The organism is Streptomyces sp. NPDC016845, assembly GCF_044332585.1.
Taxonomy (GTDB): Bacteria; Actinomycetota; Actinomycetes; order Streptomycetales; family Streptomycetaceae; genus Streptomyces.
In genome coordinates this window covers 674,858-698,734 of the sequence record NZ_JBIRPI010000002.1, presented here as the reverse complement: position 1 = coordinate 698,734, position 23,877 = coordinate 674,858, and the positions used below count along the sequence as shown (strand labels likewise).

Annotated in this window: 17 protein-coding genes and 1 tRNA gene; 11 read left to right on the top strand and 7 right to left on the bottom strand. The window is 69.7% G+C overall.

What is annotated here, in order from left to right; genetic code table 11:
* Positions 1–111: 111 nt before the first annotated feature.
* Both ACH4RC_RS09205 and ACH4RC_RS09200 read left to right on the top strand, forming a co-directional pair.
* A complete protein-coding gene (locus ACH4RC_RS09205) occupies positions 112–2,391 on the top strand; it encodes an FdhF/YdeP family oxidoreductase (protein ID WP_398197314.1) in 2,280 nt (759 codons plus the stop codon).
* A gap of 83 nt (positions 2,392–2,474) precedes the next feature.
* Positions 2,475–2,966: a PaaI family thioesterase gene (locus tag ACH4RC_RS09200; protein ID WP_398197312.1), complete on the top strand. Its 492-nt coding sequence runs from the start codon at positions 2,475–2,477 to the stop codon at positions 2,964–2,966.
* Here ACH4RC_RS09200 and ACH4RC_RS09195 read toward each other — a convergent pair.
* Positions 2,944–4,854, bottom strand: coding sequence for a Xaa-Pro dipeptidyl-peptidase (locus tag ACH4RC_RS09195; protein ID WP_398197310.1), 1,911 nt, complete (start codon positions 4,852–4,854; stop codon positions 2,944–2,946). The two genes, ACH4RC_RS09200 and ACH4RC_RS09195, sit on opposite strands and share 23 nt — an antisense overlap.
* A gap of 164 nt (positions 4,855–5,018) precedes the next feature.
* Here ACH4RC_RS09195 and ACH4RC_RS09190 point away from each other — a divergent pair, with 164 nt between their 5' ends.
* The 6 genes from ACH4RC_RS09190 to ACH4RC_RS09165 all read left to right on the top strand — a co-directional run bounded on the left by ACH4RC_RS09190 (position 5,019) and on the right by ACH4RC_RS09165 (position 11,813).
* Complete coding sequence (locus tag ACH4RC_RS09190) at positions 5,019–5,717, top strand: hypothetical protein (RefSeq protein ID WP_398197308.1); 699 nt, start codon at positions 5,019–5,021, stop codon at positions 5,715–5,717.
* Between the two features lie 391 nt (positions 5,718–6,108).
* Positions 6,109–7,344, top strand: a complete 1,236-nt coding sequence (locus tag ACH4RC_RS09185) for a branched-chain amino acid ABC transporter substrate-binding protein (RefSeq protein WP_398197305.1) — start codon at positions 6,109–6,111, stop codon at positions 7,342–7,344.
* Positions 7,345–7,481: 137 nt separating this feature from the next.
* Positions 7,482–8,414 (top strand): branched-chain amino acid ABC transporter permease, encoded by a 933-nt coding sequence (locus ACH4RC_RS09180; protein WP_398197302.1) that lies wholly within the window; start codon positions 7,482–7,484, stop codon positions 8,412–8,414.
* 5 nt (positions 8,415–8,419) lie between these two features.
* A complete protein-coding gene (locus ACH4RC_RS09175) occupies positions 8,420–10,207 on the top strand; it encodes a branched-chain amino acid ABC transporter permease (protein WP_398197299.1) in 1,788 nt (595 codons plus the stop codon).
* A 5-nt stretch (positions 10,208–10,212) separates the two neighbouring features.
* On the top strand, positions 10,213–11,100 hold the full coding sequence (locus ACH4RC_RS09170; RefSeq protein WP_398197295.1) for an ABC transporter ATP-binding protein: 888 nt from the start codon (positions 10,213–10,215) through the stop codon (positions 11,098–11,100).
* Positions 11,097–11,813 carry an ABC transporter ATP-binding protein gene (locus tag ACH4RC_RS09165; protein ID WP_398197294.1) on the top strand — a complete coding sequence of 239 codons (717 nt, stop codon included), beginning with the start codon at positions 11,097–11,099 and terminating at the stop codon, positions 11,811–11,813. Before ACH4RC_RS09170 ends, ACH4RC_RS09165 begins: the two co-directional genes overlap by 4 nt.
* A gap of 99 nt (positions 11,814–11,912) precedes the next feature.
* Here ACH4RC_RS09165 and ACH4RC_RS09160 read toward each other — a convergent pair whose 3' ends face one another.
* Positions 11,913–12,569 (bottom strand): ANTAR domain-containing response regulator, encoded by a 657-nt coding sequence (locus tag ACH4RC_RS09160; RefSeq protein ID WP_398197292.1) that lies wholly within the window; start codon positions 12,567–12,569, stop codon positions 11,913–11,915.
* A 98-nt stretch (positions 12,570–12,667) separates the two neighbouring features.
* Here ACH4RC_RS09160 and ACH4RC_RS09155 point away from each other — a divergent pair.
* Together ACH4RC_RS09155 and ACH4RC_RS09150 are read left to right on the top strand one after the other, a co-directional pair.
* Positions 12,668–12,750: transfer RNA gene (locus tag ACH4RC_RS09155), tRNA-Leu, on the top strand.
* 86 nt (positions 12,751–12,836) lie between these two features.
* On the top strand, positions 12,837–13,613 hold the full coding sequence (locus ACH4RC_RS09150) for a transcriptional regulator (protein WP_398197289.1): 777 nt from the start codon (positions 12,837–12,839) through the stop codon (positions 13,611–13,613).
* 8 nt (positions 13,614–13,621) lie between these two features.
* Here ACH4RC_RS09150 and pyk read toward each other — a convergent pair whose 3' ends face one another.
* Both pyk and ACH4RC_RS09140 read right to left on the bottom strand, forming a co-directional pair.
* Complete coding sequence (gene pyk / locus ACH4RC_RS09145; RefSeq protein WP_398197287.1) at positions 13,622–15,058, bottom strand: pyruvate kinase; 1,437 nt, start codon at positions 15,056–15,058, stop codon at positions 13,622–13,624.
* 152 nt (positions 15,059–15,210) lie between these two features.
* On the bottom strand, positions 15,211–15,933 hold the full coding sequence (locus tag ACH4RC_RS09140) for an SIMPL domain-containing protein (RefSeq protein WP_398197284.1): 723 nt from the start codon (positions 15,931–15,933) through the stop codon (positions 15,211–15,213).
* A 198-nt stretch (positions 15,934–16,131) separates the two neighbouring features.
* Here ACH4RC_RS09140 and ACH4RC_RS09135 point away from each other — a divergent pair, with 198 nt between their 5' ends.
* On the top strand, positions 16,132–17,952 hold the full coding sequence (locus ACH4RC_RS09135) for a bifunctional metallophosphatase/5'-nucleotidase (RefSeq protein WP_398197282.1): 1,821 nt from the start codon (positions 16,132–16,134) through the stop codon (positions 17,950–17,952).
* A 13-nt stretch (positions 17,953–17,965) separates the two neighbouring features.
* Here the strand turns inward: ACH4RC_RS09135 and ACH4RC_RS09130 are convergent, their stop codons facing one another.
* From ACH4RC_RS09130 to pepN, 3 genes are all read right to left on the bottom strand, one after another.
* The gene (locus ACH4RC_RS09130) at positions 17,966–19,390 is read right to left on the bottom strand and encodes a lysine N(6)-hydroxylase/L-ornithine N(5)-oxygenase family protein (RefSeq protein ID WP_398197279.1); all 1,425 of its coding nucleotides are present in this window, start codon (positions 19,388–19,390) and stop codon (positions 17,966–17,968) included.
* A 276-nt stretch (positions 19,391–19,666) separates the two neighbouring features.
* Entirely contained in the window at positions 19,667–21,097 is a 1,431-nt protein-coding gene (locus ACH4RC_RS09125; RefSeq protein WP_398197277.1) for a pyridoxal phosphate-dependent decarboxylase family protein, read from the bottom strand.
* Between the two features lie 183 nt (positions 21,098–21,280).
* On the bottom strand, positions 21,281–23,818 hold the full coding sequence (gene pepN / locus ACH4RC_RS09120) for an aminopeptidase N (RefSeq protein ID WP_398197274.1): 2,538 nt from the start codon (positions 23,816–23,818) through the stop codon (positions 21,281–21,283).
* Between the last annotated feature and the right edge of the window lie 59 nt (positions 23,819–23,877).

Genomic DNA, 23,877 nt, shown 5'->3' with positions numbered 1-23,877 from the left:
CGTACGTGCGAGGATCGACAGGCGCGCTTCACAGCAGTGAGCAGACGCGCTTCACCGCAGCGGAAGCGCTGCGCCGCACGCTCGCAGGACCAGCTCGAAGGGGAGCCAGCCATGGCCAGCAAGCCGCCCGCGTCGGATCCGGTTCAGGACGCACCGCAGGTCACGGCCCCGCAGCACCATGCCGCGGGGATCCCCGCCGTCCGGCAGTCCCTCAAGATCGCCCGCGAGCAGATGGGTGTGAAGCGCACCGCCCTGACGCTGCTGCGGGTCAATCAGAAGGACGGCTTCGACTGCCCCGGCTGCGCCTGGCCCGAGCCCGAGCACCGGCACGCGGCGGAGTTCTGCGAGAACGGCGCGAAGGCGGTCGCCGAGGAGGCCACCCTGCGCCGGGTGACCCCCGAGTTCTTCGCCGCGCACCCGGTCGCGGACCTCGCGACGCGCTCCGGGTACTGGCTGGGCCAGCAGGGCCGCCTCACCCACCCCATGTACCTGCCCGAGGGCGGCGACCGGTACGAGCCGGTGACGTGGGAGCGGGCCTTCGACATCATCGGCGACGAGCTGGCCGCGCTCACCTCGCCCGACGAGGCGGTCTTCTACACCTCGGGCCGCACCAGCAACGAGGCGGCGTTCCTCTTCCAGCTCTTCGCCCGCGAGTTCGGCACGAACAACCTGCCGGACTGCTCGAACATGTGCCACGAGTCGTCCGGCTCCGCGCTGACCGAGACGATCGGCATCGGCAAGGGCAGCGTCCTCCTGGAGGACCTCTACAAGGCGGACCTGATCATCGTCGCCGGGCAGAACCCGGGCACGAACCACCCGCGCATGCTCTCCGCCCTGGAGAAGGCGAAGGCGGGCGGCGCCCGCATCATCTCCGTGAACCCGCTGCCCGAGGCGGGCCTGGAGAAGTTCAAGAACCCGCAGACCCCCAAGGGCCTCACCAAGGGCGCCTCCCTCACCGACCTCTTCCTCCAGATCCGGCTCGGCGGCGACCAGGCCCTCTTCCGCCTCCTCAACAAGCTCATCCTGGAGACGGAGGGCGCGACCGACGACGCCTTCATCACCGAGCACACGCATGGTCACGAGGAGTTCGCCGCGGCCGCCCGCGCCGCCGACTGGGACGAGACGCTGAAGGCGACCGGCCTGTCCCGCGCGGACATCGAGCGCACCCTCGAACTGGTCCTCGCCTCCAAGCGCACCGTCGTCTGCTGGGCGATGGGCCTGACCCAGCACAAGCACTCCGTGCCGACCATCCGCGAAGTCGTCAACTTCCTGCTGCTTCGCGGCAACATCGGCCGCCCCGGCGCCGGTGTCTGCCCGGTCCGCGGCCACAGCAACGTGCAGGGCGACCGCACCATGGGCATCTTCGAGCGCCCCGCCCCCGCGTTCCTGGACGCCCTGGAGAAGGAGTTCGGCTTCGCGCCGCCGCGCGAGCACGGCTTCGACGTCGTCCGCGCCATCCGCGCCCTGCGCGACGGGGACGCGAAGGTCTTCTTCGCCATGGGCGGCAACTTCGTCTCCGCCTCGCCCGACACCGAGGTCACCGAGGCTGCCATGCGCCGCGCCGCCCTCACCGTCCACGTCTCCACGAAGCTCAACCGCTCGCACGCCGTCACCGGCGCCCGCGCCCTGATCCTGCCCACCCTCGGCCGCACCGAGCGCGACGTACAGGGCAGTGGCGAGCAGTTCGTCACCGTCGAGGACTCCATGGGCATGGTCCATGCCTCGCGCGGGCGCCTGGAGCCCGCGAGCCGCCACCTGCTCTCCGAGCCGGCCATCGTCGCCCGCCTCGCACGCCGTGCCCTGGGCGCCGACTCGGCCACCCCGTGGGAGGAGTTCGAGAAGGACTACGCGACGATCCGCGACCGCATCGCACGCGTCATCCCCGGCTTCGAGGACTTCAACGCGCGCGTGGCGGACCCGGCCGGATTCGCACTGCCGCACGCCCCGCGCGACGAGCGCCGCTTCCCCACGGCCACCGGCAAGGCCAACTTCACGGCCGCGCCCGTCGAGTACCCGCACCTGCCCGAGGGCCGCCTCCTCCTGCAGACCCTGCGCTCGCACGACCAGTACAACACCACGATCTACGGCCTCGACGACCGCTACCGGGGCATCAGGAACGGCCGCCGCGTCGTCCTGGTCAACACCGAGGACGCCAAGGACCTCGACCTCGCCGACGGCGCCTACGTCGACCTCGTCGGCGAGTGGAGCGACGGCGTCGAGCGCCGCGCCCCCGGCTTCCGCGTCGTGCACTACCCGACGGCACGCGGCTGCGCGGCCGCCTACTACCCGGAGACCAACGTCCTGGTGCCGCTGGACGCCACCGCGGACACCAGCAACACCCCCGCCAGCAAGTCCGTCGTCGTCCGCCTGGAACAATCGGCCACCGACTGAGCGTTTGCTCAGCCAGCCACACGGCAGCAGCCACACGGCACACAGACACAGGAACGCAGGCACGACGGACGGAGCCGGGCCCCATGGGCGAGCAGAACCACGTGAAGTTCCCGCAAGAGGTCATCGACGAGTACGCGACGCTCGGCGTCGACCTGCCCGCCCTCTTCTCCGCCGGGCACCTCGGCACCCGGATGGGCGTCGAGATCAAGGAAGCCGCCGCCGACCGCGTCGTCGGCACCATGCCCGTCGAGGGCAACACCCAGCCCTACGGGCTGCTGCACGGCGGCGCCTCCGCCGTCCTCGCCGAGACCCTCGGCTCGGTCGGCTCCATGCTCCACGGCGGCCCGGGCAAGATCGCCGTCGGCGTCGACCTGAACTGCACGCACCACCGCGGCGCCCGCTCCGGCCTCGTCACCGGCGTCGCCACCCCCGTACACCGCGGCCGCACCACCGCCACGTACGAGATCGTCATCACCGACGAGCAGGACAAGCGGGTCTGCACGGCCCGCCTGACCTGCCTCCTCAAGGACGCCCCCACAGCCCCGGCAGCGCCTACGGCGCCGTCGGCAGCGTGAGCGACGCGGACCCGGCGCGCACCGTCATCCTCGTGCCCGCCGGGTACCGCAGCGTGTAGTCGTGATCGGTCGAGATCAGCACCACACCGAGCCGGTGCCCGGCCTCGAAGACATAGTCCTCGGGCTGCATGTCCCACCGCAGCCGGTACTCACGGCCCTCCACGACCCTGCTCTGGTGTGCAGTTGAGTGCCGGTTACGGGCGTCGAGCCAGCCCCGCGTCACGATCTTGAAATCGGCCGTCTCCGTCGCGTGCCTCGTCCGGTACGCGCACCCGGTCTCGCCCGGCAGATCAGGCACCCCCTCGCCGTAACAGACCTGCCGCGACGTGTCGGTGACCGTCCCGGACGTCGCCCGCGTGGCGCGCCCGTAGTCGACGAGCAGCGCGGTCACGTACGGCGACGTACCGGCGAGTGACGACCGGATGTCGATCCCGGGCACGCCGTTGAGGCGCAGATCGCGCGCCAGCGGTCCCGTCGTGTACGCGAGCCGGTTCGGGTTCGCGCTGTCGGGCGCGGTGACGAGCCGCTCGGCGGGGACGGTACGGCCCGCGTCGGTCAGACTCTGCACGCGCTGCGGGCCCGCGAGACGCCCCAGCGTCCCGTCTGCGCGCAGCCGCAGCGTGAGGTCACGCGTCCCGGGCGCCGGCCAGTCCGGCTGCTGACGCCAGCCGAAGTCCGCCTGCTCGACGTCGACGCGGGGCTCGTCGAGCACGCCGTTGCGGATGCCGTAGAGCCAGTGATCGAACCAGTGGTGGACCTGGCCGAGCCACTCCTCCATCCGCAGCGGCATCGGATTGGCGTGCCCCGCCTGGTGCAGCCACAGCTTGCGCGGGACATGGTTCCTCTTCAGCGCCTCCCACAACTGCCCGGCGTTCTTCGTCTTCACGTTCCAGTCGTTCAGGCCGTGGACGACGAAGACGCCCGCCTTGATCCTGCGCACGTCCTTCAGATAATCCCGCTCCTGCCAGTACGGCGACCAGTCGCCCGTCACCCGGTCCTGGTCGCGCTCCAGGGCGTCGAGCACCGGCTTGCAGATCTCCTGGTCGGCGCGCGAGTACACGTACCGGGCGAGCACGTCGGTGTCCTCGCCCTGGAAGGTGCCGGGCGCGACGACACCACCGTTCGCCCGGTAGTAGTCGTACCAGGACGAGATCCCGGAGATCGGCACGATCGCCTTGAGACCCTTCACGCCCGTGGCGGCCACGGCGGTCGGCAGCGTGCCGTTGTACGAGATGCCCATCATCGCCGCGTTGCCGGTCGACCAGTCGGCGCGCACCGGATTCCCGTCGAGGTCCCAGCCCTCGGCCCGGCCGCCCAGCCAGTCGATCGCGGCCTTCGCGCCGAGCGTCTCGTTGCGGCCACCCGAGGTGGGACAGCCGGTGGAGCCGCCCGTACCGAGACTGTCGACCTGCGCCACGGCATAACCGCGCGGCAGGAAGTAGTTGTCGTAGTAGCCGGAGTAAGCGACCGCAGGACCGGTCAACCCCGGCCTCTGCACCGCCGGTTGACGAGGCGGCCCGGCGACCGGCAACCCGTCCTCGTCGAGGTCCACATTGTGGTTCGGCACGTCGTTGCCGCCCGCCCAGTACGGGCTCGCCTCGACGATCGTGGCGACCTTCAGCCCCGCCGCCTCCGTCTCCTTCGGCCGCAGGACGCGCATCCGTACGGTGTCGCGCTCGCCGTCACCGTCGCTGTCGGCCTCCGTCTGGACATCGACCTGCTGCAGCACGGCGTCGGCCCGGGAGAAGACGGGTTGCGTCTCGTGCCCGGCTATCCGCAACTCAGCGCGTCGAACGGGCTGTTCAGCGGCGTACGCGGACGGCGGCGCGGCCAGCACCGCCGCCAGCGCGCACACCGAAGCCGGACCGCGCAAGCGGCGTGCTCTCATACCGGTGGATCTCACCATCGTGCCTCCAAGGGCGCGAGAAGGGAGTGCACTCGCGGGACGCGGGTATTCCACCGCGCCCCACCCCGACCCGCCAGAGGGCCTCCCCAACACCGCCGCCAAGCACGGGCGTTGGCAAAGCGAAGGGCACCGGCCTACCGTCAGGCATGACCGGCACCGGGCCCGTCGAGCCGTACGAACCGACCGACTCCACCCCTGCCCCCGGGCTCGACACCCTCGACACGTTCGGCCCCGACTCCCCACTCCTCCGGGAGCGCTGGGCAGCCATACCCGTCCGGCGGCGCCGCACCGCCCTGCTGCTCGCCGCGAGCGCGGTCGCGGTCGCGATCCTCCTCGGAGCCCTGCACACCCTGCGGCCCACCCCGGACGTCACCACGCCCTCACCCTGGCCCGCACAGGCCACGACACTGCGGTACCACGGCCCCGCCCCGGAGAACGGCGCCTTCCGGTTCACCGTGCGCGTCAGCAGCGGGAGCCCCGTGAGCATCCGGCAACTGGAAGCGGGACTGCCCCAGTTGGGCGCCTCGACCACGCCCCGGCTGCCACTGACAGTGAGGCCCGGCCGGCCCCGTACCGTCACCGTCTGGCTCGCCGTCTACGCCTGCACGGGCCTGCCACGCGCCATCGACCTGCCGCAGCTCGATCTGGACCTGCGCAACGAGCGCGCACAGCAACGGCACAGCTTCCTCTTCGGCGGCGCGTTCGCCCGGGACCTGCGGACGTTCCTGCGCGCCAACTGCGGCCCGGCACTGCCGAGTCCGCTGTCCGCGCCACCCGCCAGGAACCCGTACGGGCCGCCGGGAACGATCACACGTGTAGGTAACACACAGTTACCCCCGCCGTAACGAGGCGATGCGAGCCTCGCGAGGCCGGGCGCACGGCTTCCACACCGTTCACACACCGTCGGCCCACACACCCCGGCAGCCCGCCCCGCGGCGTTCAAGATCAACTCAAGTTCCGTAGCGGAACTGCGAGTTCTCGCTATGTGAACAACTGGATGCCTAGGGCCGCTATCCCCATACGCCCCAATCGTCCGCACTGCACCCACGCGAATCCGCCCCGGCATAACAAGAGCGTCACAGCCTGCCCTCGGCTACTCCCCCATCCCCTACCTGCGCTTATAGTCACGGCCAGTCACCGCGCCGCCGGGCGCGTCCATTGCACGGCCCCTGTACCACTCAGTACGGCCCGGCGAGACTCACGGCCCCCGTCCCGGGGGCCGCGCCAGGGAGAGGAATGATCGTGCGACACCGTTCTCTGCTCATACTCACCACCGTGCTCACGACCGGAGCACTCACGCTCACCGCCTGCGGATCGCGCGACGACAAGGGCAGCGACGACAGTGGCGGCAGCAACACCACGGTCGTGATCGGCGTCGACGCGCCCCTCACGGGCCAGAACTCCGCCACCGGCCTCGGCATCAAGTCCGGTGTGGAGATAGCCGTCAAGGACGCCAACGACAAGAAGCTCGTCCCCGGCGTCACCTTCAAGGTGTCCGCCCTCGACGACAAGGCCCTGCCGCCGACCGGCCAGCAGAACGCCTCGCAGCTCGTCGCCAACAAGGACGTCCTCGGCGTCATCGGCCCCCTCAACTCGGGCGTCGCGCAGACGATGCAGAAGGTCTTCGCCTCCGCCAACCTCGCCGAGATCTCGCCTTCCAACACCGCCCCTGAACTCACCCAGGGCAAGAACTGGGTCTCCGGCACCAAGACCCGCCCCTTCAAGACCTATTTCCGCACCGCCATCACCGACGAGGTACAGGGCGGCTTCTCCGCCGACTACGTCTACAAGACGCTCAAGAAGAAGAAGGTCTTCGTCGTCGACGACAAGCAGACCTACGGCGCCGGCCTCGCCGGCATCTTCGCCAAGAAGTACAAGGAGCAGGGCGGCAAGGTCGTCGGCACCGACCACGTCAACGTCGGCGACAAGGACTTCGCCACCCTCGTCACCAAGATCAAGAACTCCGGCGCCGAACTGCTCTACTACGGCGGCCAGTACGACGAGGCGCAGGTCCTCACCAAGCAGCTCAAGGACTCCGGCGCCAAGATCCCGCTCATGGGCGGCGACGGCATGTTCACCCCGACCTACATCAAGACCGCCGGCGCGGCGGCCGAGGGCGACCTGGTCACCTCCGTCGGCGTCCCCGTCGACACCCTGCCCGCCGCCAAGGAATTCATCGACAAGTACAAGGCCGGCGGCTACAAGGGCGACTACGGCACCTACGGCGGCTACTCCTACGACGCCGCCACGGCCGTCATCAAGGCCATCGGCGCCGTCGTGAAGGACGGCAAGGTCCCGTCCGACGCCCGCCAGAAGGTCGTCGACGAGCTCCAGAAGATCAGCTTCGAGGGCATCGCGGGCCCCGTCGGCTTCGACGAGTACGGCGACACCAAGAACAAGCAGCTCACCCTGTACCAGGCCACGAAGGGCGAGTGGAAGTCCGTCAAGACCGGCACCTACGACGCCGGCTGACACCCACTCACCACCCACGGCACCGCGTAACACCAGCACCACGCACCACCAGGGCCGCGCGGCCACGACCACCCGTCACCGCGCGGCCCGCGCTCTCTCCCCCCGTTCACTCTCCGCACCCACATGGAGGCCATGCGGTGCACACCCTGCCGCAACAGCTGGCCAACGGGCTGATTCTCGGCTCGATGTACGGGCTGATCGCCATCGGCTACACGATGGTGTACGGCATCGTCCAGCTCATCAACTTCGCCCACGGTGAGATCTTCATGACCGGCGGCTTCGGCGCCCTCACCGTCTACCTGATCCTGCCCGGCGGCACATCCATGTGGGTCGCCCTCCCCCTCATGCTGATCGGCGGCGGCCTCGTCGCCGTCCTCATAGCCGTCGGAGCGGAACGGTTCGCCTACCGACCACTCAGAGGCGCACCACGCCTCGCACCCCTCATCACCGCCATCGGCCTCTCCCTCGCCCTCCAGCAGGCCGTCTTCAACTGGTACCCCGAGGCCGACAACGCCCGCAAGTTCCCGCAACTGCCCGGCGGCCCCTTCAACATCACCGACAACCTCAAGATCCAGTCCGGTGAACTCTTCGTCCTCGTCGCCGCCCCCGTCTGCATGGCCGCCCTCGCCTTCTTCGTCCGCACCTCCCGCACCGGCCGCGCCATGCAGGCCACCTCGCAGGACCCGGACACCGCCCAGCTCATGGGCATCGACACCAACCGCATCATCGTCATCGCCTTCGCCATCGGCGGCTTCTTCGCCGCCGTCGCCGGCATCGCCTGGGGCTTCCGCGTCGGCAGCGTCAACTACGACATGGGCTTCGTCGCCGGACTCAAAGCCTTCACCGCCGCCGTCCTCGGCGGCATCGGCAACATCTACGGCGCCATGCTCGGCGGCCTCGTCCTCGGCCTCGCCGAAGGACTCGCCACCGCCTACATCTCCGACATCCCCGGCATGGACCAGTTCGGCGGTCAGGGCTGGGCCTCCGTATGGGCCTTCATCCTCCTCATCCTCGTCCTCCTGTTCAGGCCACAAGGCCTACTGGGAGAACGCGTAGCGGACAGGGCGTGAGCGGCATGACCGACACCACCGCCCCACCCGCCGAGCACACCCCGCTCATCAAACTGCCCCACAACGCCGCCCGCATCCTCGTCGCCGCCGGCGCCGTCGCCACCATGGCGAGCACCATGCTCGCCTGGACCTGGACCTCCGCCTTCCCCGGCGACCTCACCGTCAACGGCTACCCCGCCGGCCTCCAGCTCCTCACCCTCACCGGCGGTATCCTCACCCTCCTCTACGCCCTCACCCTCTGGAACGTACGAGGACTGCGCTGGCTCAACCCGGCCCGCTCCAACGCGCCCGTCTTCCTCATGGCCCTGGCCGCCTTCGCCGTCACCTGGTACACGGTCCTCGCCATCGCCATCGAGTTCGGCGGCCTCGCCAACCTCGAACCCGGCGGCTTCCTCGCCGCCATCGCCTCCGCCCTCCCCGTCGTCGGCGCACTCGCCCTGCCCCGCCCCGGAGACACCTGGAAGTCCTACTTCAAAAAGGCCGACCACGTACCCCCGGCCGCCGCCGTACCCCCCTGGGCCGAACGCCTCATCATCACCGGCGCACTCGCCGTCGGCCTCATCGTCTTCACCTACGGCATCGGCACCCCCGACGACGAATACGGCGAGACCTTCAGCGGCTACATGCTGCTCGTCATCTTCGCCGCCTGGGCCCTCGTCAGCGCGGGCCTCACCGACCGCTTCTCCGCGCTCAACGCCCGCCACAAGGGATTCGCCACCTCCATGGCCTTCCTCGCCGCGGCCGTCTTCCCCTTCACCCAGGCCGAGGACCACAACGCCAACATCGGCGTCAACATCCTCATCTTCGCCACCGTCGCCCTCGGCCTCAACATCGTCGTCGGCCTCACCGGCCTCCTCGACCTCGGCTACGTGGCCTTCCTCGGCGTCGGCGCCTACGCCGCCGCGCTCGTCTCCGGCTCCGAGTACTCCCGCTTCTCCGGCACCCAACTCCCCTTCTGGGGAGCCGTACTCGTCGGCATGGGCGCCTCCCTCATCTTCGGCGTCCTCATCGGCGCACCCACCCTGCGGCTGCGTGGCGACTACCTCGCCATCGTCACCCTCGGCTTCGGAGAGATCTTCCGCATCGCCGTCAACAACCTCGACGGCTCCTCGGGCCCCGACATCACCAACGGCCCCAACGGCATCGCCAACATCCCCGACCTCGAAATCCTCGGGTTCAACTTCGGCGAAGCCCACCAGATCGGTTCCTTCACGCTGGGCCGCTTCGCCAACTACTTCCTGCTGATGCTCGTCTTCACGGCCATCGTCGTCCTCGTCTTCACCCGCGCCGCCGACTCCCGCATCGGCCGCTCCTGGGTCGCCATCCGCGAGGACGAGACCGCCGCCACCGCCATGGGCATCAACGGCTTCCGCGTCAAGCTCATCGCCTTCGCCCTCGGCGCCGCACTCGCCGGCCTTGCCGGCACGGTCAGCGCCCACGTCAGCTACTCCGTGGTCCCGACCCCCTACCAGTTCGCCGGCGCCGCACCGCCCAACTCCGCCTTCCTCCTGGCCGCCGTCGTCCTCGGCGGCATGGGCACGGTCAGCGGCCCGCTCCTCGGCGCCAGCCTGCTCTACCTCATCCCCGAGAAGCTCAGCTTCCTCAAGAGCTACGAACTCTTCGCGTTCGGCATCGCCCTCGTCCTCCTCATGCGGTTCCGCCCCGAAGGCATCATCGCCAACCGGCGCCGCCAGCTCGAGTTCCACGAGACCGGCCAACTCGACATCCCCGAACAGCAGAGCCTGCCCGAAGGCACCATCGGCGCCACCAAGGCGCACAAGGCAGGGGCGTGACCACCATGACCCAGACCACGACCCGGACCGTCCTCGAAGCCAGCGACGTCACCATGCGCTTCGGCGGCCTCACCGCCGTACGCTCCGTCGACCTCACCGTCAACGAGGGCGAGATCGTCGGCCTCATCGGCCCCAACGGCGCCGGGAAGACCACCTTCTTCAACTGCCTCACCGGCCTCTACATCCCCACCGAGGGCAAGGTCTCCTACAAGGGCTCCGTCCTCCCGCCCAAACCCCACCTGGTCACCCAGGCCGGCATGGCCCGCACCTTCCAGAACATCCGGCTCTTCGCCAACATGACCGTCCTGGAGAACGTCCTCGTCGGCCGCCACACCCGTACGAAAGAAGGCCTCTGGTCGGCTCTTCTCCGCGGCCCCGGCTTCAAGAAAGCCGAAGCCGCCTCCGAGGAACGCGCCATGGAACTCCTCGAATTCATCGGCCTCGCCCACAAACGCGACCACCTCGCCCGCTCCCTCCCCTACGGAGAACAGCGGAAACTGGAGATCGCGCGCGCCATGGCGAGCGAACCGGGCCTGCTCCTCCTCGACGAGCCCACCGCCGGCATGAACCCGCAGGAGACCCGCGCGACGGAGGAGCTGGTCTTCGCCATCCGCGACAAGGGCATCGCCGTCCTCGTCATCGAGCACGACATGCGCTTCATCTTCAACCTCTGCGACCGCGTCGCCGTCCTCGTCCAGGGCGAGAAACTCGTCGAAGGCACCAGCGAGGTCGTCCAGGGCGACGAACGCGTCATCGCCGCCTACCTCGGCACCCCCTTCGAAGGCGCCCCCGAGGACACCGCGCTCCAGGACGTCCAGGCAGCCGAGGCCCACGCGGCGGAAGGCGCGACAGAAGCCGCGACGGACGGCTCTTCGGAAGGAACGGAAAAGTGACCGCCCTGCTGGAGGTCGAGGACCTCAAGGTCGCCTACGGCAAGATCGAGGCCGTCAAGGGCATCTCCTTCACCGTGGAGGAGGGCCAGGTAGTCACCCTCATCGGCACCAACGGTGCGGGCAAGACGACAACCCTGCGAACGTTGTCAGGCCTCCTCAAGCCCCTGAGCGGCAAGATCACCTTCAACGGGCAGCCCCTGACCGGAGTCCCGGCGCACAAGATCGTCGCCATGGGCCTCGCCCACTCCCCCGAAGGCCGGCGCATCTTCCCGCGCCTCTCCATCCTGGAGAACCTGCAACTCGGCGCCTTCCTCCGCAAGGACTCGGCAGGCATCGAGAAGGACCTCCAGAGGGCCTACGACCTCTTCCCGATCCTCGGCGAACGCCGAAAGCAGGCGGCCGGAACCCTCTCCGGCGGCGAACAGCAAATGCTCGCCATGGGCCGCGCCCTCATGTCCCAGCCCAAACTCCTCATGCTGGACGAGCCCTCCATGGGCCTCTCCCCCATCATGATGCAGAAGATCATGGCGACGATCGTCGAACTGAAGGCCCAGGGCACGACGATCCTCCTCGTCGAACAGAACGCCCAGGCGGCGCTCTCCCTCGCCGACCAGGGCCACGTCATGGAGGTCGGCTCCATCGCCCTCTCCGGGACGGGCCAGGACCTCCTGCACGACGAGTCCGTCCGCAAGGCGTACCTGGGCGAGGACTGACCCGGTTCGTCTCTGTGCTTGTACGTGGCTGAGGCCCGCGCCCCGAGATCGACTCTCGGAACGCGGGCCTCAGCGCTGCTTGCTCTGACGTGCGGCCTCTCAGCCCTTCGACGCCTTCTTCTCCTCGGCGTCCTGGATGACCGCCTCGGCCACCTGCTGCATCGAGAGCCGCCGGTCCATCGACGTCTTCTGGATCCACCGGAACGCCGCCGGCTCCGTCAGCCCGTACTGTGTCTGCAACACCGACTTCGCCCGGTCCACCAGCTTCCGCGTCTCCAGGCGCTGCGTGAGGTCCGCGACCTCCTTCTCCAGCGTCTTCAACTCCGTGAACCGGGACACGGCCATCTCGATCGCCGGCACGACGTCGCTCTTGCTGAACGGCTTCACCAGGTACGCCATCGCGCCCGCGTCCCTCGCCCGCTCGACAAGGTCGCGCTGCGAGAACGCGGTCAGCATCAGCACCGGGGCGATCGACTCCCCCGCGATCTTCTCGGCCGCGCTGATGCCGTCCATCTTCGGCATCTTCACGTCGAGGATCACGAGGTCCGGCTTGTGCTCACGGGCCAGCTCGACGGCCTCTTCGCCGTCACCGGCCTCGCCCACTACCGAGTAGCCCTCCTCCTCAAGCATCTCCTTGAGGTCGAGGCGGATCAGGGCCTCGTCCTCGGCGATGACGACACGGGTCGTCAGCGGCGGGACGTGCGACTTGTCGTCGTCGGCGTCGTCTACGGGCTGGGGCGACTCGGGGGCGGTCACGGGGGCGCTCCTTGGTTGAGCAGGCTGGGGGCTGCACCTAGAGCCTACCTAGCTGCAGTGCAGTCCCGTGAACCGGTACACTCCTCTCGGGTTATCTGGCCGGGTTGGCGGAATGGCAGACGCTGATGTCTCAAACACATCTGTCCGAAAGGACGTGCGGGTTCGACTCCCGCACCCGGCACGCAGACCAGTAAGCGGATGTCCACATTCTCGTGAACATCCGCTTACCGCCGTACGGCCCGCTGCTCGTCCTTACAGAGTGGCTACATGTACGACATGGACACCCGCAAGCAGGCCCTCGCGCTGGTCGCACAGGGGCGCAGTCTCAACTCCGTCAGCAGGGAGACCGGGGTCTCGCGGACCGCGATCCGTTCCTGGCAGACGCGTGTCGAGCCACTCGGCTGGAGCCGCGCCACCCCCTGCCCGCGCTGCCAGGAAACGCCCGAGCCGCCCCCCGACCCCAACGCCTACACCTACCTGCTCGGCCTGTACCTCGGCGATGGTTGCATCAGCCACCTTCGGCGCGGCACCTACTTCCTCCGCATCACCTGCGCCAACGACTGGCCCGGCCTGGTCGACGCTTGCGCCGAAGCTATACAGGCTGTCCGGCCCTCCAACAAAGTGTTCCGCGTACAACGCCAGGGCTGCCAAAACGTGACCTGCTACAGCAACCACTGGCCTTGCCTGTTCCCGCAACACGGCCCTGGCAAGAAGCACAGCCGCGAAATTGCTCTCGCGTCGTGGCAGCAAGAACTCGTCGACGCCCATCCGTGGGAGTTCATCCGTGGGCTGATCCACTCCGACGGGTGTCGGATCACGAACTGGACCGAGAAGACGGTCGGCGGCGTACGGAAGCGCTACGAGTATCCCCGCTACTTCTTCAGCAACAAGTCCGATGACATCCGGAAGCTGTACACCGACACACTCGACGCCGTCGGCGTCGAGTGGAGTTCGCTGGCGCGCGGCGTCGACCCGTTCAACATCTCGGTCGCCCGCAAAGCCTCCGTAGCCCTCATGGACAAGCACGTAGGCCCGAAATACTGACCCGGGGCCTACTTGGGCGCGTCGTCCTCGCCGATGTGATGCACGCGGACCAGGTTCGTCGAGCCGGCCACCCCGGGCGGGGAGCCCGCCGTGATGACCACGATGTCGCCGCGCTCGCAGCGGCCGATCTTCAACAGTTCCTCGTCGACCTGGGCGACCATCGCGTCCGTGGAGTCGACGTGCGGGCCGAGGAAGGTTTCCACGCCCCACGTCAGGTTCAGCTGCGAGCGCGTGGCCGCGTCGGGCGTGAAGGCGAGGAGCGGGATCGGTGAGCGGTAGCGGGAGAGGCGGCGGACCGTGTCTCCGGACTGGGTGAAGGCGACGAGGAACTTGGCGCCAAGGAAGTCGCCCATGTCCGCCGCCGCGCGGGCGACCGCGCCGCCCTGGGTGCGGGGCTTGTTGCGTTCGGTCAGCGGCGGCAAGCCCTTGGCCAGGATGTCTTCCTCCGCCGCTTCGACGATGCGGGACATGGTCCTGACCGTCTCGATCGCGTACTTTCCGACGCTGGTCTCGCCGGAGAGCATGACCGCGTCGGTGCCGTCGATGACCGCGTTGGCGACGTCGCTGGCCTCGGCGCGGGTCGGCCGGGAGTTTTCGATCATGGAGTCGAGCATCTGGGTGGCGACGATGACCGGCTTGGCGTTGCGCTTGGCGAGCTTGATGGCGCGCTTCTGGACGATCGGCACCTGTTCGAGGGGCATTTCGACGCCGAGGTCGCCGCGGGCGACCATGATGCCGTCGAAGGCGGCGACGATGTCGTCGATGGCTTCGACGGCCTGGGGCTTCTCGACCTTGGCGATGACGGGGAGGCGGCGGCCCTCCTCGTCCATGATGCGGTGGACGTCCTCGATGTCGCGGCCGCTGCGCACGAAGGAGAGGGCGATGATGTCGGCGCCGATGCGCAGGGCCCAGCGGAGGTCGGCCTCGTCCTTGTCGGAGAGGGCGGGGACGGAGACGGCGACGCCGGGGAGGTTGAGGCCCTTGTGGTCGGAGACCATGCCGCCTTCGACGACCTGGGTGTGGACGCGGGGTCCGTCGACGCCGGTGACCTGGAGGCTGACTTTGCCGTCGTCGACGAGGATGCGTTCACCGGGGGTGACGTCCTCGGCGAGGCCGCTGTAGGTGGTGCCGCAGCGCTGGCGGTCGCCTTCGACGCCGTCCTCGACGGTGATGGTGAACTCGTCGCCGCGTTCAAGAAGTACGGGGCCTTCGCTGAAGCGGCCGAGGCGGATCTTCGGGCCTTGAAGGTCGGCGAGGACACCGACGCTGCGGCCGGTCTCCTCGGCGGCCTTTCGCACGCGCTGGTAGCGCTCCTCGTGCTCGGCGTAGCTGCCGTGGCTGAGGTTGAAGCGGGCTACGTCCATTCCGGCTTCGACGAGTGCCTTGATCTGCTCGTACGAGTCGGTCGCGGGGCCCAGGGTGCAGACGATTTTTGCTCGGCGCATGGTTCGAGCCTAGGGCTTACCGGCGGGTAGAGAATTGGCCGGGGGCGACTACTCAACAACCGTTGTGTGAAGGGCTATTGACAAACATCGACATGTTTTGAATATGCGCGCGCTGCCGCTCTGATGAGCACAGAAATGGGGTGGGCCGGGGTTCAGAGGGTCGGTGGGTGAAGGGTGAAGGCGGCGCTGACGGTGGCCTGGATGTGCTGGCGCTGGGGTTCGAGGTTGAGGGCGGGGGCGGGTTCGTCGTCGGGGGCTTTGGCGAAGGAGGCGCGGGTCCAGCCGCGGGGGCTTTCGTGGTGCGTCCAGTCCTGGGGGTCGGTGCCGGTGTCGGAGAGTTCGAGGAGGGCGGCGACGGTGGTGCCGAGGGCGTCGGCGTATTCGCGGGCGCGTCGGACGGCTTCGCGGACGGCTTGGGTGCGGGCCTGGGCGTGGACGGGTGAGGTGCGGCGCAGGGACCAGTGGGGGCCGTCGACGCGGGTGAGGTCGAGGTCGGCGAGGCGGGTGGCGAGTTCGCCGAGTGCGGTGAAGTCGGTGAGTTCGGCGGTGAGGGTGGTGCGGCCGTGGTAGGTGCGGACGCGTTCGCCGCGGCCGTGTTTGGCGTATTCGGGGGCGAGGGAGAAGGTGCCGGTCTCGACTTTGTCGACGGCTTCGCCGTAGGACTTGATGAGGTCGAGGGCGGTGCTGTTGCGGCGGGTGAGGTCGTCGAGGGTGGTGCGGCGGTCGGTGCCGCGGGCCTGGACGGTGACGCGGATGCGGGCGAGTTCGGGGTCGGCTTCGAGGTGGGCTTCGCCGCGGACGGTGATGCGGGGTACGTCGGGGGTCCCGTACGGGGTGGGTCCGTGGGGTGTGGGTCCGGTGGGGGTGGTGGTCATGCGCCTCACTGTCGCACCGTTGCCCCGGTCCGGTCAGCGTCCGGTCATCGGATCGCAACCTGTGGGGGGTGTTGCGGAGGTGTGTTCTGAGCCAGAATCCAGGATCTACGCGCGTTACAGACGCGTTGCTACAGACGCGTTGCTACAGACGCGTTGCTCAGATGCGTTGACCCGTGGTGCCCTCCGAGGAGTACAGAGATGCCGTTGAACCGCCGAAGGTTTCTGGGACAGTCCGCCGCGACGGGTGTGGGGGTGGCGCTGACGGGTGCCGTGGCCGCGCCCGCCGCGGAGGCGTCCTCGCACCACCACCCCAAGCCGCACCCCCAGAAGCCGAAGGGCAAGCGGTACTCCTTCACCGTCATGGGCACGACGGACCTGCACGGTCACGTCTTCAACTGGGACTACTACAAGGACGCGGAGTACACGGACGCGGCCGGTAACGCGCAGGGGCTTTCGCGGATCTCGACGCTGGTCAAGCAGGTGCGGGAGGAGAAGGGGCGCGGCAACACGCTTCTGGTCGACGCGGGTGACACGATCCAGGGCACGCCGCTGACGTACTACTTCGCGCGCGTGGAGCCGATCACCGCCAAGGGTGGTCCGGTGCACCCGATGGCCCAGGCGATGAACCAGATCGGGTACGACGCGGCGGCGCTCGGCAACCACGAGTTCAACTACGGCATCGACACGCTGCGCAAGTTCGAGTCGCAGCTGAGGTTCCCGCTGCTCGGGGCGAACGCGGTGGACGCGAAGACGGAGAAGCCGGCGTTCCGCCCGTACGTCATCAAGAAGATGCGGACGCCGCACGGCCGGGACGTGAAGGTGGCGATCCTGGGTCTGACCAACCCGGGCATCGCGATCTGGGACAAGGCGTACGTACAGGGCAAGCTGAAGTTCCCGGGGATCGAGGAGCAGGCCGCGCTGTGGGTGCCGAAGCTGCGGTCCATGGGCGCGGACGTGGTGGTCGTGTCGGTGCACTCGGGTGCGTCGGGGACGTCGTCGTGGGGTGACCAGCTGCCGTACGTGGAGAACGCGGCGGCGACCATGGCGGCGAAGGTGCCGGGGATCGACGCGGTCCTGGTCGGGCACGCGCACGTCGAGATCGAGCAGCAGGTGGTGAAGAACGAGAAGACGGGCAGGTCCGTCGTGCTCGCGGAGCCGCTGTGCTACGCGGAGCGGCTCGCGCTGTTCGACTTCGACCTGGTGTGGGAGAAGGGCCGCTGGTCGGTCGAGTCGGTGAGGTCGAAGCTGCTGAACTCGGCTTCGGTGAAGGACGACCCGAAGATCACGAAGCTGCTCGCGGACGAGCACGCGCTGGTCGTGAAGTACGTGAACCAGGTGGTGGGTCAGGCGACGACGACGCTGACCACGGTGGACGCCCGTTACAAGGACGCGCCGATCATCGACCTGATCAACAAGGTGCAGGCCGATGTGGTGACGGAGGCGCTGAAGTCGACGCAGTACGCGTCGCTGCCGGTGCTCTCGCAGGCGTCGCCGTTCTCCCGTACGTCGGAGATCCCGGCCGGTGACGTGACGATCCGGGACCTGTCGGGTCTGTACGTGTACGACAACACGCTGGTGGCGAAGTTGCTGACGGGCGCGCAGGTGCGGGCGTACCTGGAGTTCTCGGCGCAGTACTTCGTGCGGACGGCGGCGGGTGCGGCGGTGGACGTCGAGAAGCTGACGAACGCGGAGAACCGGCCGGACTACAACTACGACTACGTGTCGGGCGTGACGTACGACATCGACATAGCGCAGCCTGCGGGTTCGCGGATCAGGAACCTGAAGTTCGGGGGTGAGGACCTGGACGACGCGGCGCAGTTCGTCCTCGCGGTGAACAACTACCGGGCGAACGGTGGTGGTGCGTTCCCGCATGTGGCGTCGGCGCAGGAGCTGTGGTCGGAGTCGACGGAGATCCGGACGCGGATCGCGGAGTGGGTGACGGCCAAGGGTGTCCTGGACCCGGTGGACTTCGCGTCGGTGGACTGGCGGCTGACGCGGGACGGGACGCCGGTGTTCTGACCGTGCGTCGTCGCTAGCTTCGCAGTTCGATGAGGGGGCCGCGCTCTCCTGCCTGTTGTTCGGGCCGGGGGGTGCGGCTTTCGTCGTGTGGCTGGAGGCCGAAGGTGGTGAAGGCGGTGCGGCGGGGCTGCGGGTAGGGCTCGTTCTTGGTGAGGGTGTTGAGGATGGTGGCGCTGCGCCAGGCGGCGAGGCCGAGGTCGGGGGCGCCGACGCCGTGGGTGTGGCGTTCGGCGTTCTGTACGTAGACGGAGCCTTTGACGGTGTCGTCGAGGACGAGGCGGAACTGTTCGTCGACGCGGGGGCGTGCGGAGCTGTCGCGGCGGAGGTGGGGGTCGAGGCCTGCGAGGAGCTGGTCGAGGGGGCGTTCGCGGTAGCCGGTGGCGAGGACGACGGCGTCGGTGGTGAGGCGGGAGCGGGTGGACTGGCGGCGGTGTTCGAGGTGGAGTTCGACCTTGGCGGCGCCGACGCGGCCTGCGGTGCGGACGCTGACGCCGGGGGTGAGGGTGGCGTCGGGCCAGCCGCCGTGGAGGGTGCGGCGGTAGAGCTCTTCGTGGATGGCGGCGATGGTGTCGGCGTCGATGCCCTTGTGGAGCTGCCATTGGGCGGGGACGAGGTGGTCGCGTTCGGCTTGGGGGAGGTGGTGGAAGTAGCGGGTGTAGTCGGGGGTGAAGTGTTCGAGGCCGAGCTTGGAGTACTCCATGGGGGCGAAGGCCTCGGTGCGGGCGAGCCAGTGGATCTTTTCGCGGCCTGCGGGGCGGGCGCGGAGCAGGTCGAGGAAGATCTCGGCGCCGGACTGTCCTGATCCGATGACGGTGATGTGGTCGGCGGTGAGGAGTCTTTCGCGGTGGGTGAGGTAGTCGGCGCTGTGCAGGACGGGCACGGTGGGTTCGTGGGCGAGGGGTTTCAGGGGTTCGGGGATGTGGGGTTCGGTGCCGACGCCGAGGGCGATGTTGCGGGTGTAGGTCCGTCCCAGTGCCTCGGCTTCTCCGTCGGCGTCGAGCTGGGTGTGGTCGACCTCGAAGGCGGCGCGGTCGGGGTTCCAGCGGACGGCGTCGATCTGGTGGGAGAAGTGCAGCGCGGGGAGGTTCTCGCTGACCCAGCGGCAGTAGGCGTCGTACTCGGCGCGCTGGATGTGGAACTGCTCGGCGAAGTAGAAGGGGAAGAGGCGGCCCCGGGTGCGCAGGTAGTTGAGGAAGGTCCAGGGGCTGGTGGGGTCGGCGAGGGTGACGAGGTCGGCGAGGAAGGGGACCTGGAGGGTGGCGCCGTCGATGAGGAGGCCGGGGTGCCAGTGGAAGGCGGGGCGCTGGTCGTAGAAGACGGTGTCGAGGTCGGGGAGGGGGTGGGCGAGGGCGGCGAGGGAGAGGTTGAAGGGGCCGATGCCGATGCCGACGAGGTCGCGGGGTGTGTCGGTGGGGCGTTCGGCTGGCACGGCGTTCATCGGGGTGTCCTTCCACCGGGGGCGAGTGCGGGGGCGGGTTCGGGTCCGGGGGGCGATTTCGGGGGCGAGCGAGGTCGTGAGGCGGGGGCGCGGGGGTCGACTCGGCGGGTTTGTCGGGCGGGCGTTCCGGCTCGGCGGGCCTGTCGGGCGGGCGTTCGGGGCTCGGCGCGGCGGGTCCGTCAGGGGTTCCGGCACCGCGCGGCGCGGCGGGTCTGTCGGGGGTTGCGGTACCGCGTGGCTCGGCGGGTTTGTTGGGCGGGTGTTCGGGGCTTGGGGTCAGTGCGGGGTGTGGCCCTCCACCAGTTTCAGGAGGGCGGACAGGTCGCCGGGTTCGGTGTGCGGGTTGAGGAGGGTGGCCTTGAGCCAGAGGGTGCCGTCGTCGGTGCGGGCGCGGCCGAGGACGGCGCGGCCCTCGGTGAGCAGGGCGCGGCGGATCGCGGCGATGGAGTCGGCGCCGGCGCCGAGGGGGCGGAAGAGGACGGTGGAGAGGGTGGGGGTGTCGTACAGCTCGAAGCCGGGGTGTACGTCGACGAGTGCGGCCAGGTGGTGGGCGAGGGCGATGACCTGGTCGGTGAGGGCGCCGAGTCCGGTGCGGCCGAGGGCTTTGAGGGTGACGGCGATCTTGAGGATGTCGGGGCGGCGGGTGGTGCGCAGGGAGCGGCCGAGGAGGTCGGGGAGTCCCGCTTCGGTGTCGTCGTCGGCGTTGAGGTAGTCGGCCTGGTAGGTGAGGGCGGCGACGTCGGCGGGATCGCGTACGGCGAGGAGTCCGGCGGCGACCGGCTGCCAGCCGAGTTTGTGCAGGTCGAGGGTGGTGGTGTGGGCGCGGTCGAGGCCGGCCAGGAGGGCGCGGTGCCGGGTGCTGAAGAGGAGGCCCGCGCCGTAGGCGGCGTCGACGTGGAGGCGGGCGCCGTGGCGTTCGCAGACGTCGGCGATATCGGGGAGGGGGTCGATGAGGCCGGCGTCGGTGGTGCCCGCGGTGGCGGCGACGAGTGCGGGGCCGGGAAGGCCGGTGAGGGTCGCGTCGAGGGCGGCGGGGTCGAGGGTGCCGCCCGGGGCGGGCACGGTGAGGGGGGCGGGGAGGCCGTAGAGCCAGGTGGCGCGGGGGAGGCTGTGGTGGGCGTTGGCGCCGACGAGGAGTTGGACGGGTTCGGGGTGGGGGTTGGTCTCGCGGGCGAGGAGGACGGCGAGCTGGTTGGCTTCGGTGCCGCCGGTGGTGACGAGGGCGTCGGCGTGCTGCGGGGGGCTGGTGGCTGCGTGGGCCTCAGCGGCGGCGGTGCTCGTGGCGCCGTAGACCTCGTGGGCGAGGGCGGCGGTGACCAGGTCTTCGAGGGCGGAGGCGGCGGGGGCCTGGTCCCAGGAGTCCATGGAGGGGTTGAGGGCGCTCGCGGCGAGGTCGGCCGCGGCGGCGACGGCGAGCGGCGGGCAGTGCAGGTGGGCGGCGCACAGGGGGTCTGCGGGGTCGGCGGCGCCTTCGGTGAGGGCGGTGACGAGGGTGCGCAGGGCGTCGTCGGCGCCGGTGCCCTGTGCGGGGAGCAGGGGTCCGGCGTGTTCTCGGAGCAGGGCGGCGACGGCGTCCGGGCCACCCGCCGGGAGGGGGCCGTCGCGGCGGACGGCGCCTTCGTGGAGTGCGTCGAGGACGGTGTCGAGCAGCGGCCGCAGCGCGGCGGGTCCCTGGGTGCCTCCGGCGAGGGGCGGGGTGCTGCTCATGGGCGTCCTTCGGTCCGGTGACGGGTGCGGTGGGCGCGGCCGGGTGAGCCGCGCCGCACCAGTCTTGGACCTCAGGTAAGGGTGCCTTTACCGAATGGATGGAGGGCAACCCGAAAGGGGTACTCGTGTACGGGAGAGGGGTGTTGGTGGTGTATAGGGCGTACGGGTCTGTTGTGGGTGGCGTTACGGGTGGCGGGGTGCGCGGACCTTCAGGGCGCGGGTGAGGTCGTCGAGCTGGTCGACGAGTTTGCGGCGCAGGGCCGGGGTGGGGGCGCCCGCGGTGAGGCACTGCTCGCCGAGGCGGAGGGTGTCCTCGTCGATGGCGTGCGCGGGGAAGGCGTAGCGGCCGGCTGCTTCGGCGATGGCGGGGCCCCGGCGGGTGGCGAGGGCGGTGGCGTCGTCGAAGTAGCGGGGGACGTAGCGGCGCAGGAGGTCGGTCTGTTCGGGTTGCCAGAAGCCCTGGGCGGTGGCGGTGAACAGGTAGTTGGAGAGTTCCTGGCCGGGGTCGGTGGTGAACAGGGCGGTCCAGGCGGCTTCCTTGGCCTGCGGGTCGGGCAGGGCGGCGCGGCAGCGGGCGGCGCCTTCCTGGCCGGTGGCGCTGGGGTCGTGGGCGAGTTCGGCCTCGATGACGGCGTCGTCGATGGCGCCGAGGAGGCTGAGCCGGCCGAGGATGCGCCAGCGCAGTTCGGGGTCGAGGTCGGGGCCGCCGGGGACGGCGTTGGCGTCGAGCCAGCCGCGGATGGTGTCGGCGTGCTGGGCGGCGCCGATGAGGTGGCGTACGGCGGTGAGGCGCAGGCCGGGGTCGGTGCCGTTCTCGGTGCGGCGCAGCAGGTTCTCGCCGAGGGTGGTGAGGAGGGTGAGGGCGGCGGGGCGTTCGGCGGGGGTGCTGTAGCGGTCGGCGATCTCGGTGCGGGCGAAGGCGAGGACGCCCTGGACGAGGGCGAGGTCGGTCTCGTCGGGGAGGTGGGCGGCGGCGGTCTCCAGGTAGGCGGCGGGTTCGAGTTCACCGTCGCGGACCATGTCGCGCAGGGTGTTCCACAGGACGGCGCGGGTGAGCGGGTCGGGGATGCCGGAGAGGCCGCGGAGGGCCGCTTCCTCGGAGGCCGGGTCGAGGCGGACCTTGGCGTAGGTGAGGTCCTGGTCGTTGGGGACGATCAGCGCGGGGCGGGGCCCCGGGAACGTACGGGCCTCGCCCGGCACGTCGACGTCGACACGTTCGCGCAGGACGAACCGCCGGCCGTCGCCTTGGTCGCGGTCGTAGAGGCCGACGGCGATGCGGTGGGGGCGGTTGCCGGTGCGGTCGAGGGCGAGGGTCCAGCTCTCGGTGTCACGGCCGGCGGGGCCCGTGTCCGTGGCGGGCTCCGTGACGCGGGCCGTCAGTGTGTCGACGCCGGTCGTGCGGAGCCAGGCGTCCGCCCAGGCGTGGACGTCGCGGTCCGTGCCGGAGGCTCCCGAGGACAGGGAGTCGATGAAGTCCGCGAGGGTGGCGTTGGCGAACTTGTGGCGGTGGAAGTGGGTGTTGATGCCGGTGAGGAAGTCTTTCTCGCCGAGCCAGGTGACGAGTTGACGCAGGGCGCTGGCGCCCTTGGCGTAGGAGATGCCGTCGAAGTTGAGGAGGGCGGAGGCCGTGTCGGGGACGGCTTCGGGGGCGACGGGGTGGGTGGAGGGGCGCTGGTCGGCGTCGTAGCCCCAGGCTTTGCGGGCGACGCCGAAGTCGACCCAGGTGTCGGTGAAGCGGGTGGCTTCGGTGAGGGTCTGGTAGCCCATGTACTCGGCGAACGACTCGTTCAGCCAGATGTCGTCCCACCACTGGAGGGTGACGAGGTCGCCGAACCACATGTGGGCCATCTCGTGGGAGATGACCATGGCGCGGGTCTGCCGCTCGGTGTCGGTGACGGCGGAGCGGTAGACGAACTCGTCGCGGAAGGTGACGAGGCCGGGGTTCTCCATGGCGCCGGCGTTGAACTCGGGGACGAACGCCTGGTCGTAGGAGTCGAAGGGGTAGGGCTCGTCGAACTTCTCGTGGTAGCGGTCGAAGCACGCGCGCGTGATGTCGAGGATTTCGTCGGCGTCGGCGTCGAGGTGGGGCGCGAGGGAGCGGCGGCAGTGGATGCCGAAGGGCAGGCCGCGGTGTTCGGTGCGCACGGAGTGCCAGGGGCCTGCCGCGACGGCGATGAGGTACGTCGAGAGGAGGGGGGTGGTGGCGGCCCGCCACTTCCCCTCCCCCAGGTGCTCCGTGACCGAGTTGGCGAGGACGCTCCAGCCTTCGGGCGCGGTGACGGTGAGGTCGAAGACGGCCTTGAGGTCGGGCTGGTCGAAGGCGGCGAAGACGCGCTGGACGTCCTCCATGAAGAGCTGGGTGTAGACGTACGTCTCGCCGTCCGTGGGGTCGGTGAAGCGGTGCATGCCCTCGCCGGTGTGCGAGTAGCGCATGGCGGTGTCGACGCGCAGTTCGTGGGCGCCCTCGGTGAGGCCGGTGAGCGGCAGCCGGTTGCCGTCCAGAGCGGCCACGTCGAGGGGGTGTCCGTCGAGGGTGACGGAGCGCAGCTCGGCGGGCTTGAGCTCGACGAAGGTGTCGCCCGGGGTGCGGGCGGTGAAGCGGATCACGGCGCGGGAGTCGAAGGTGTCGCTGCCGCGGGTGAGATCGAGGTCGACGGTGTACCGCTGGACGTCGATCTGTCGGGCTCGGGTCTGCGCTTCGTCGCGCGTCAGTACGGGCATGGGCTCATGCTGCCGTACGCCTCGGACATCGGGACAGGGTGATCCCGATCGGTCCGGTC

What these genes read in the sequence shown, in the direction of transcription:
- ACH4RC_RS09135 (WP_398197282.1), top strand. Translation starts at nt 16,132, where the DNA reads ATGCCGTTGAACCGCCGAAGGTTTCTGGGACAGTCCGCCGCGACGGGT.
- ACH4RC_RS09190 (WP_398197308.1), top strand. Translation starts at nt 5,019, where the DNA reads ATGACCGGCACCGGGCCCGTCGAGCCGTACGAACCGACCGACTCCACC.
- ACH4RC_RS09140 (WP_398197284.1), bottom strand. Translation starts at nt 15,933, where the DNA reads ATGACCACCACCCCCACCGGACCCACACCCCACGGACCCACCCCGTAC.
- pyk (WP_398197287.1), bottom strand. Translation starts at nt 15,058, where the DNA reads ATGCGCCGAGCAAAAATCGTCTGCACCCTGGGCCCCGCGACCGACTCG.
- ACH4RC_RS09175 (WP_398197299.1), top strand. Translation starts at nt 8,420, where the DNA reads ATGACCGACACCACCGCCCCACCCGCCGAGCACACCCCGCTCATCAAA.
- ACH4RC_RS09125 (WP_398197277.1), bottom strand. Translation starts at nt 21,097, where the DNA reads ATGAGCAGCACCCCGCCCCTCGCCGGAGGCACCCAGGGACCCGCCGCG.
- ACH4RC_RS09130 (WP_398197279.1), bottom strand. Translation starts at nt 19,390, where the DNA reads ATGAACGCCGTGCCAGCCGAACGCCCCACCGACACACCCCGCGACCTC.
- ACH4RC_RS09200 (WP_398197312.1), top strand. Translation starts at nt 2,475, where the DNA reads ATGGGCGAGCAGAACCACGTGAAGTTCCCGCAAGAGGTCATCGACGAG.
- ACH4RC_RS09205 (WP_398197314.1), top strand. Translation starts at nt 112, where the DNA reads ATGGCCAGCAAGCCGCCCGCGTCGGATCCGGTTCAGGACGCACCGCAG.
- ACH4RC_RS09195 (WP_398197310.1), bottom strand. Translation starts at nt 4,854, where the DNA reads ATGAGAGCACGCCGCTTGCGCGGTCCGGCTTCGGTGTGCGCGCTGGCG.
- pepN (WP_398197274.1), bottom strand. Translation starts at nt 23,818, where the DNA reads ATGCCCGTACTGACGCGCGACGAAGCGCAGACCCGAGCCCGACAGATC.
- ACH4RC_RS09170 (WP_398197295.1), top strand. Translation starts at nt 10,213, where the DNA reads ATGACCCAGACCACGACCCGGACCGTCCTCGAAGCCAGCGACGTCACC.
- ACH4RC_RS09185 (WP_398197305.1), top strand. Translation starts at nt 6,109, where the DNA reads ATGATCGTGCGACACCGTTCTCTGCTCATACTCACCACCGTGCTCACG.
- ACH4RC_RS09150 (WP_398197289.1), top strand. Translation starts at nt 12,837, where the DNA reads ATGTACGACATGGACACCCGCAAGCAGGCCCTCGCGCTGGTCGCACAG.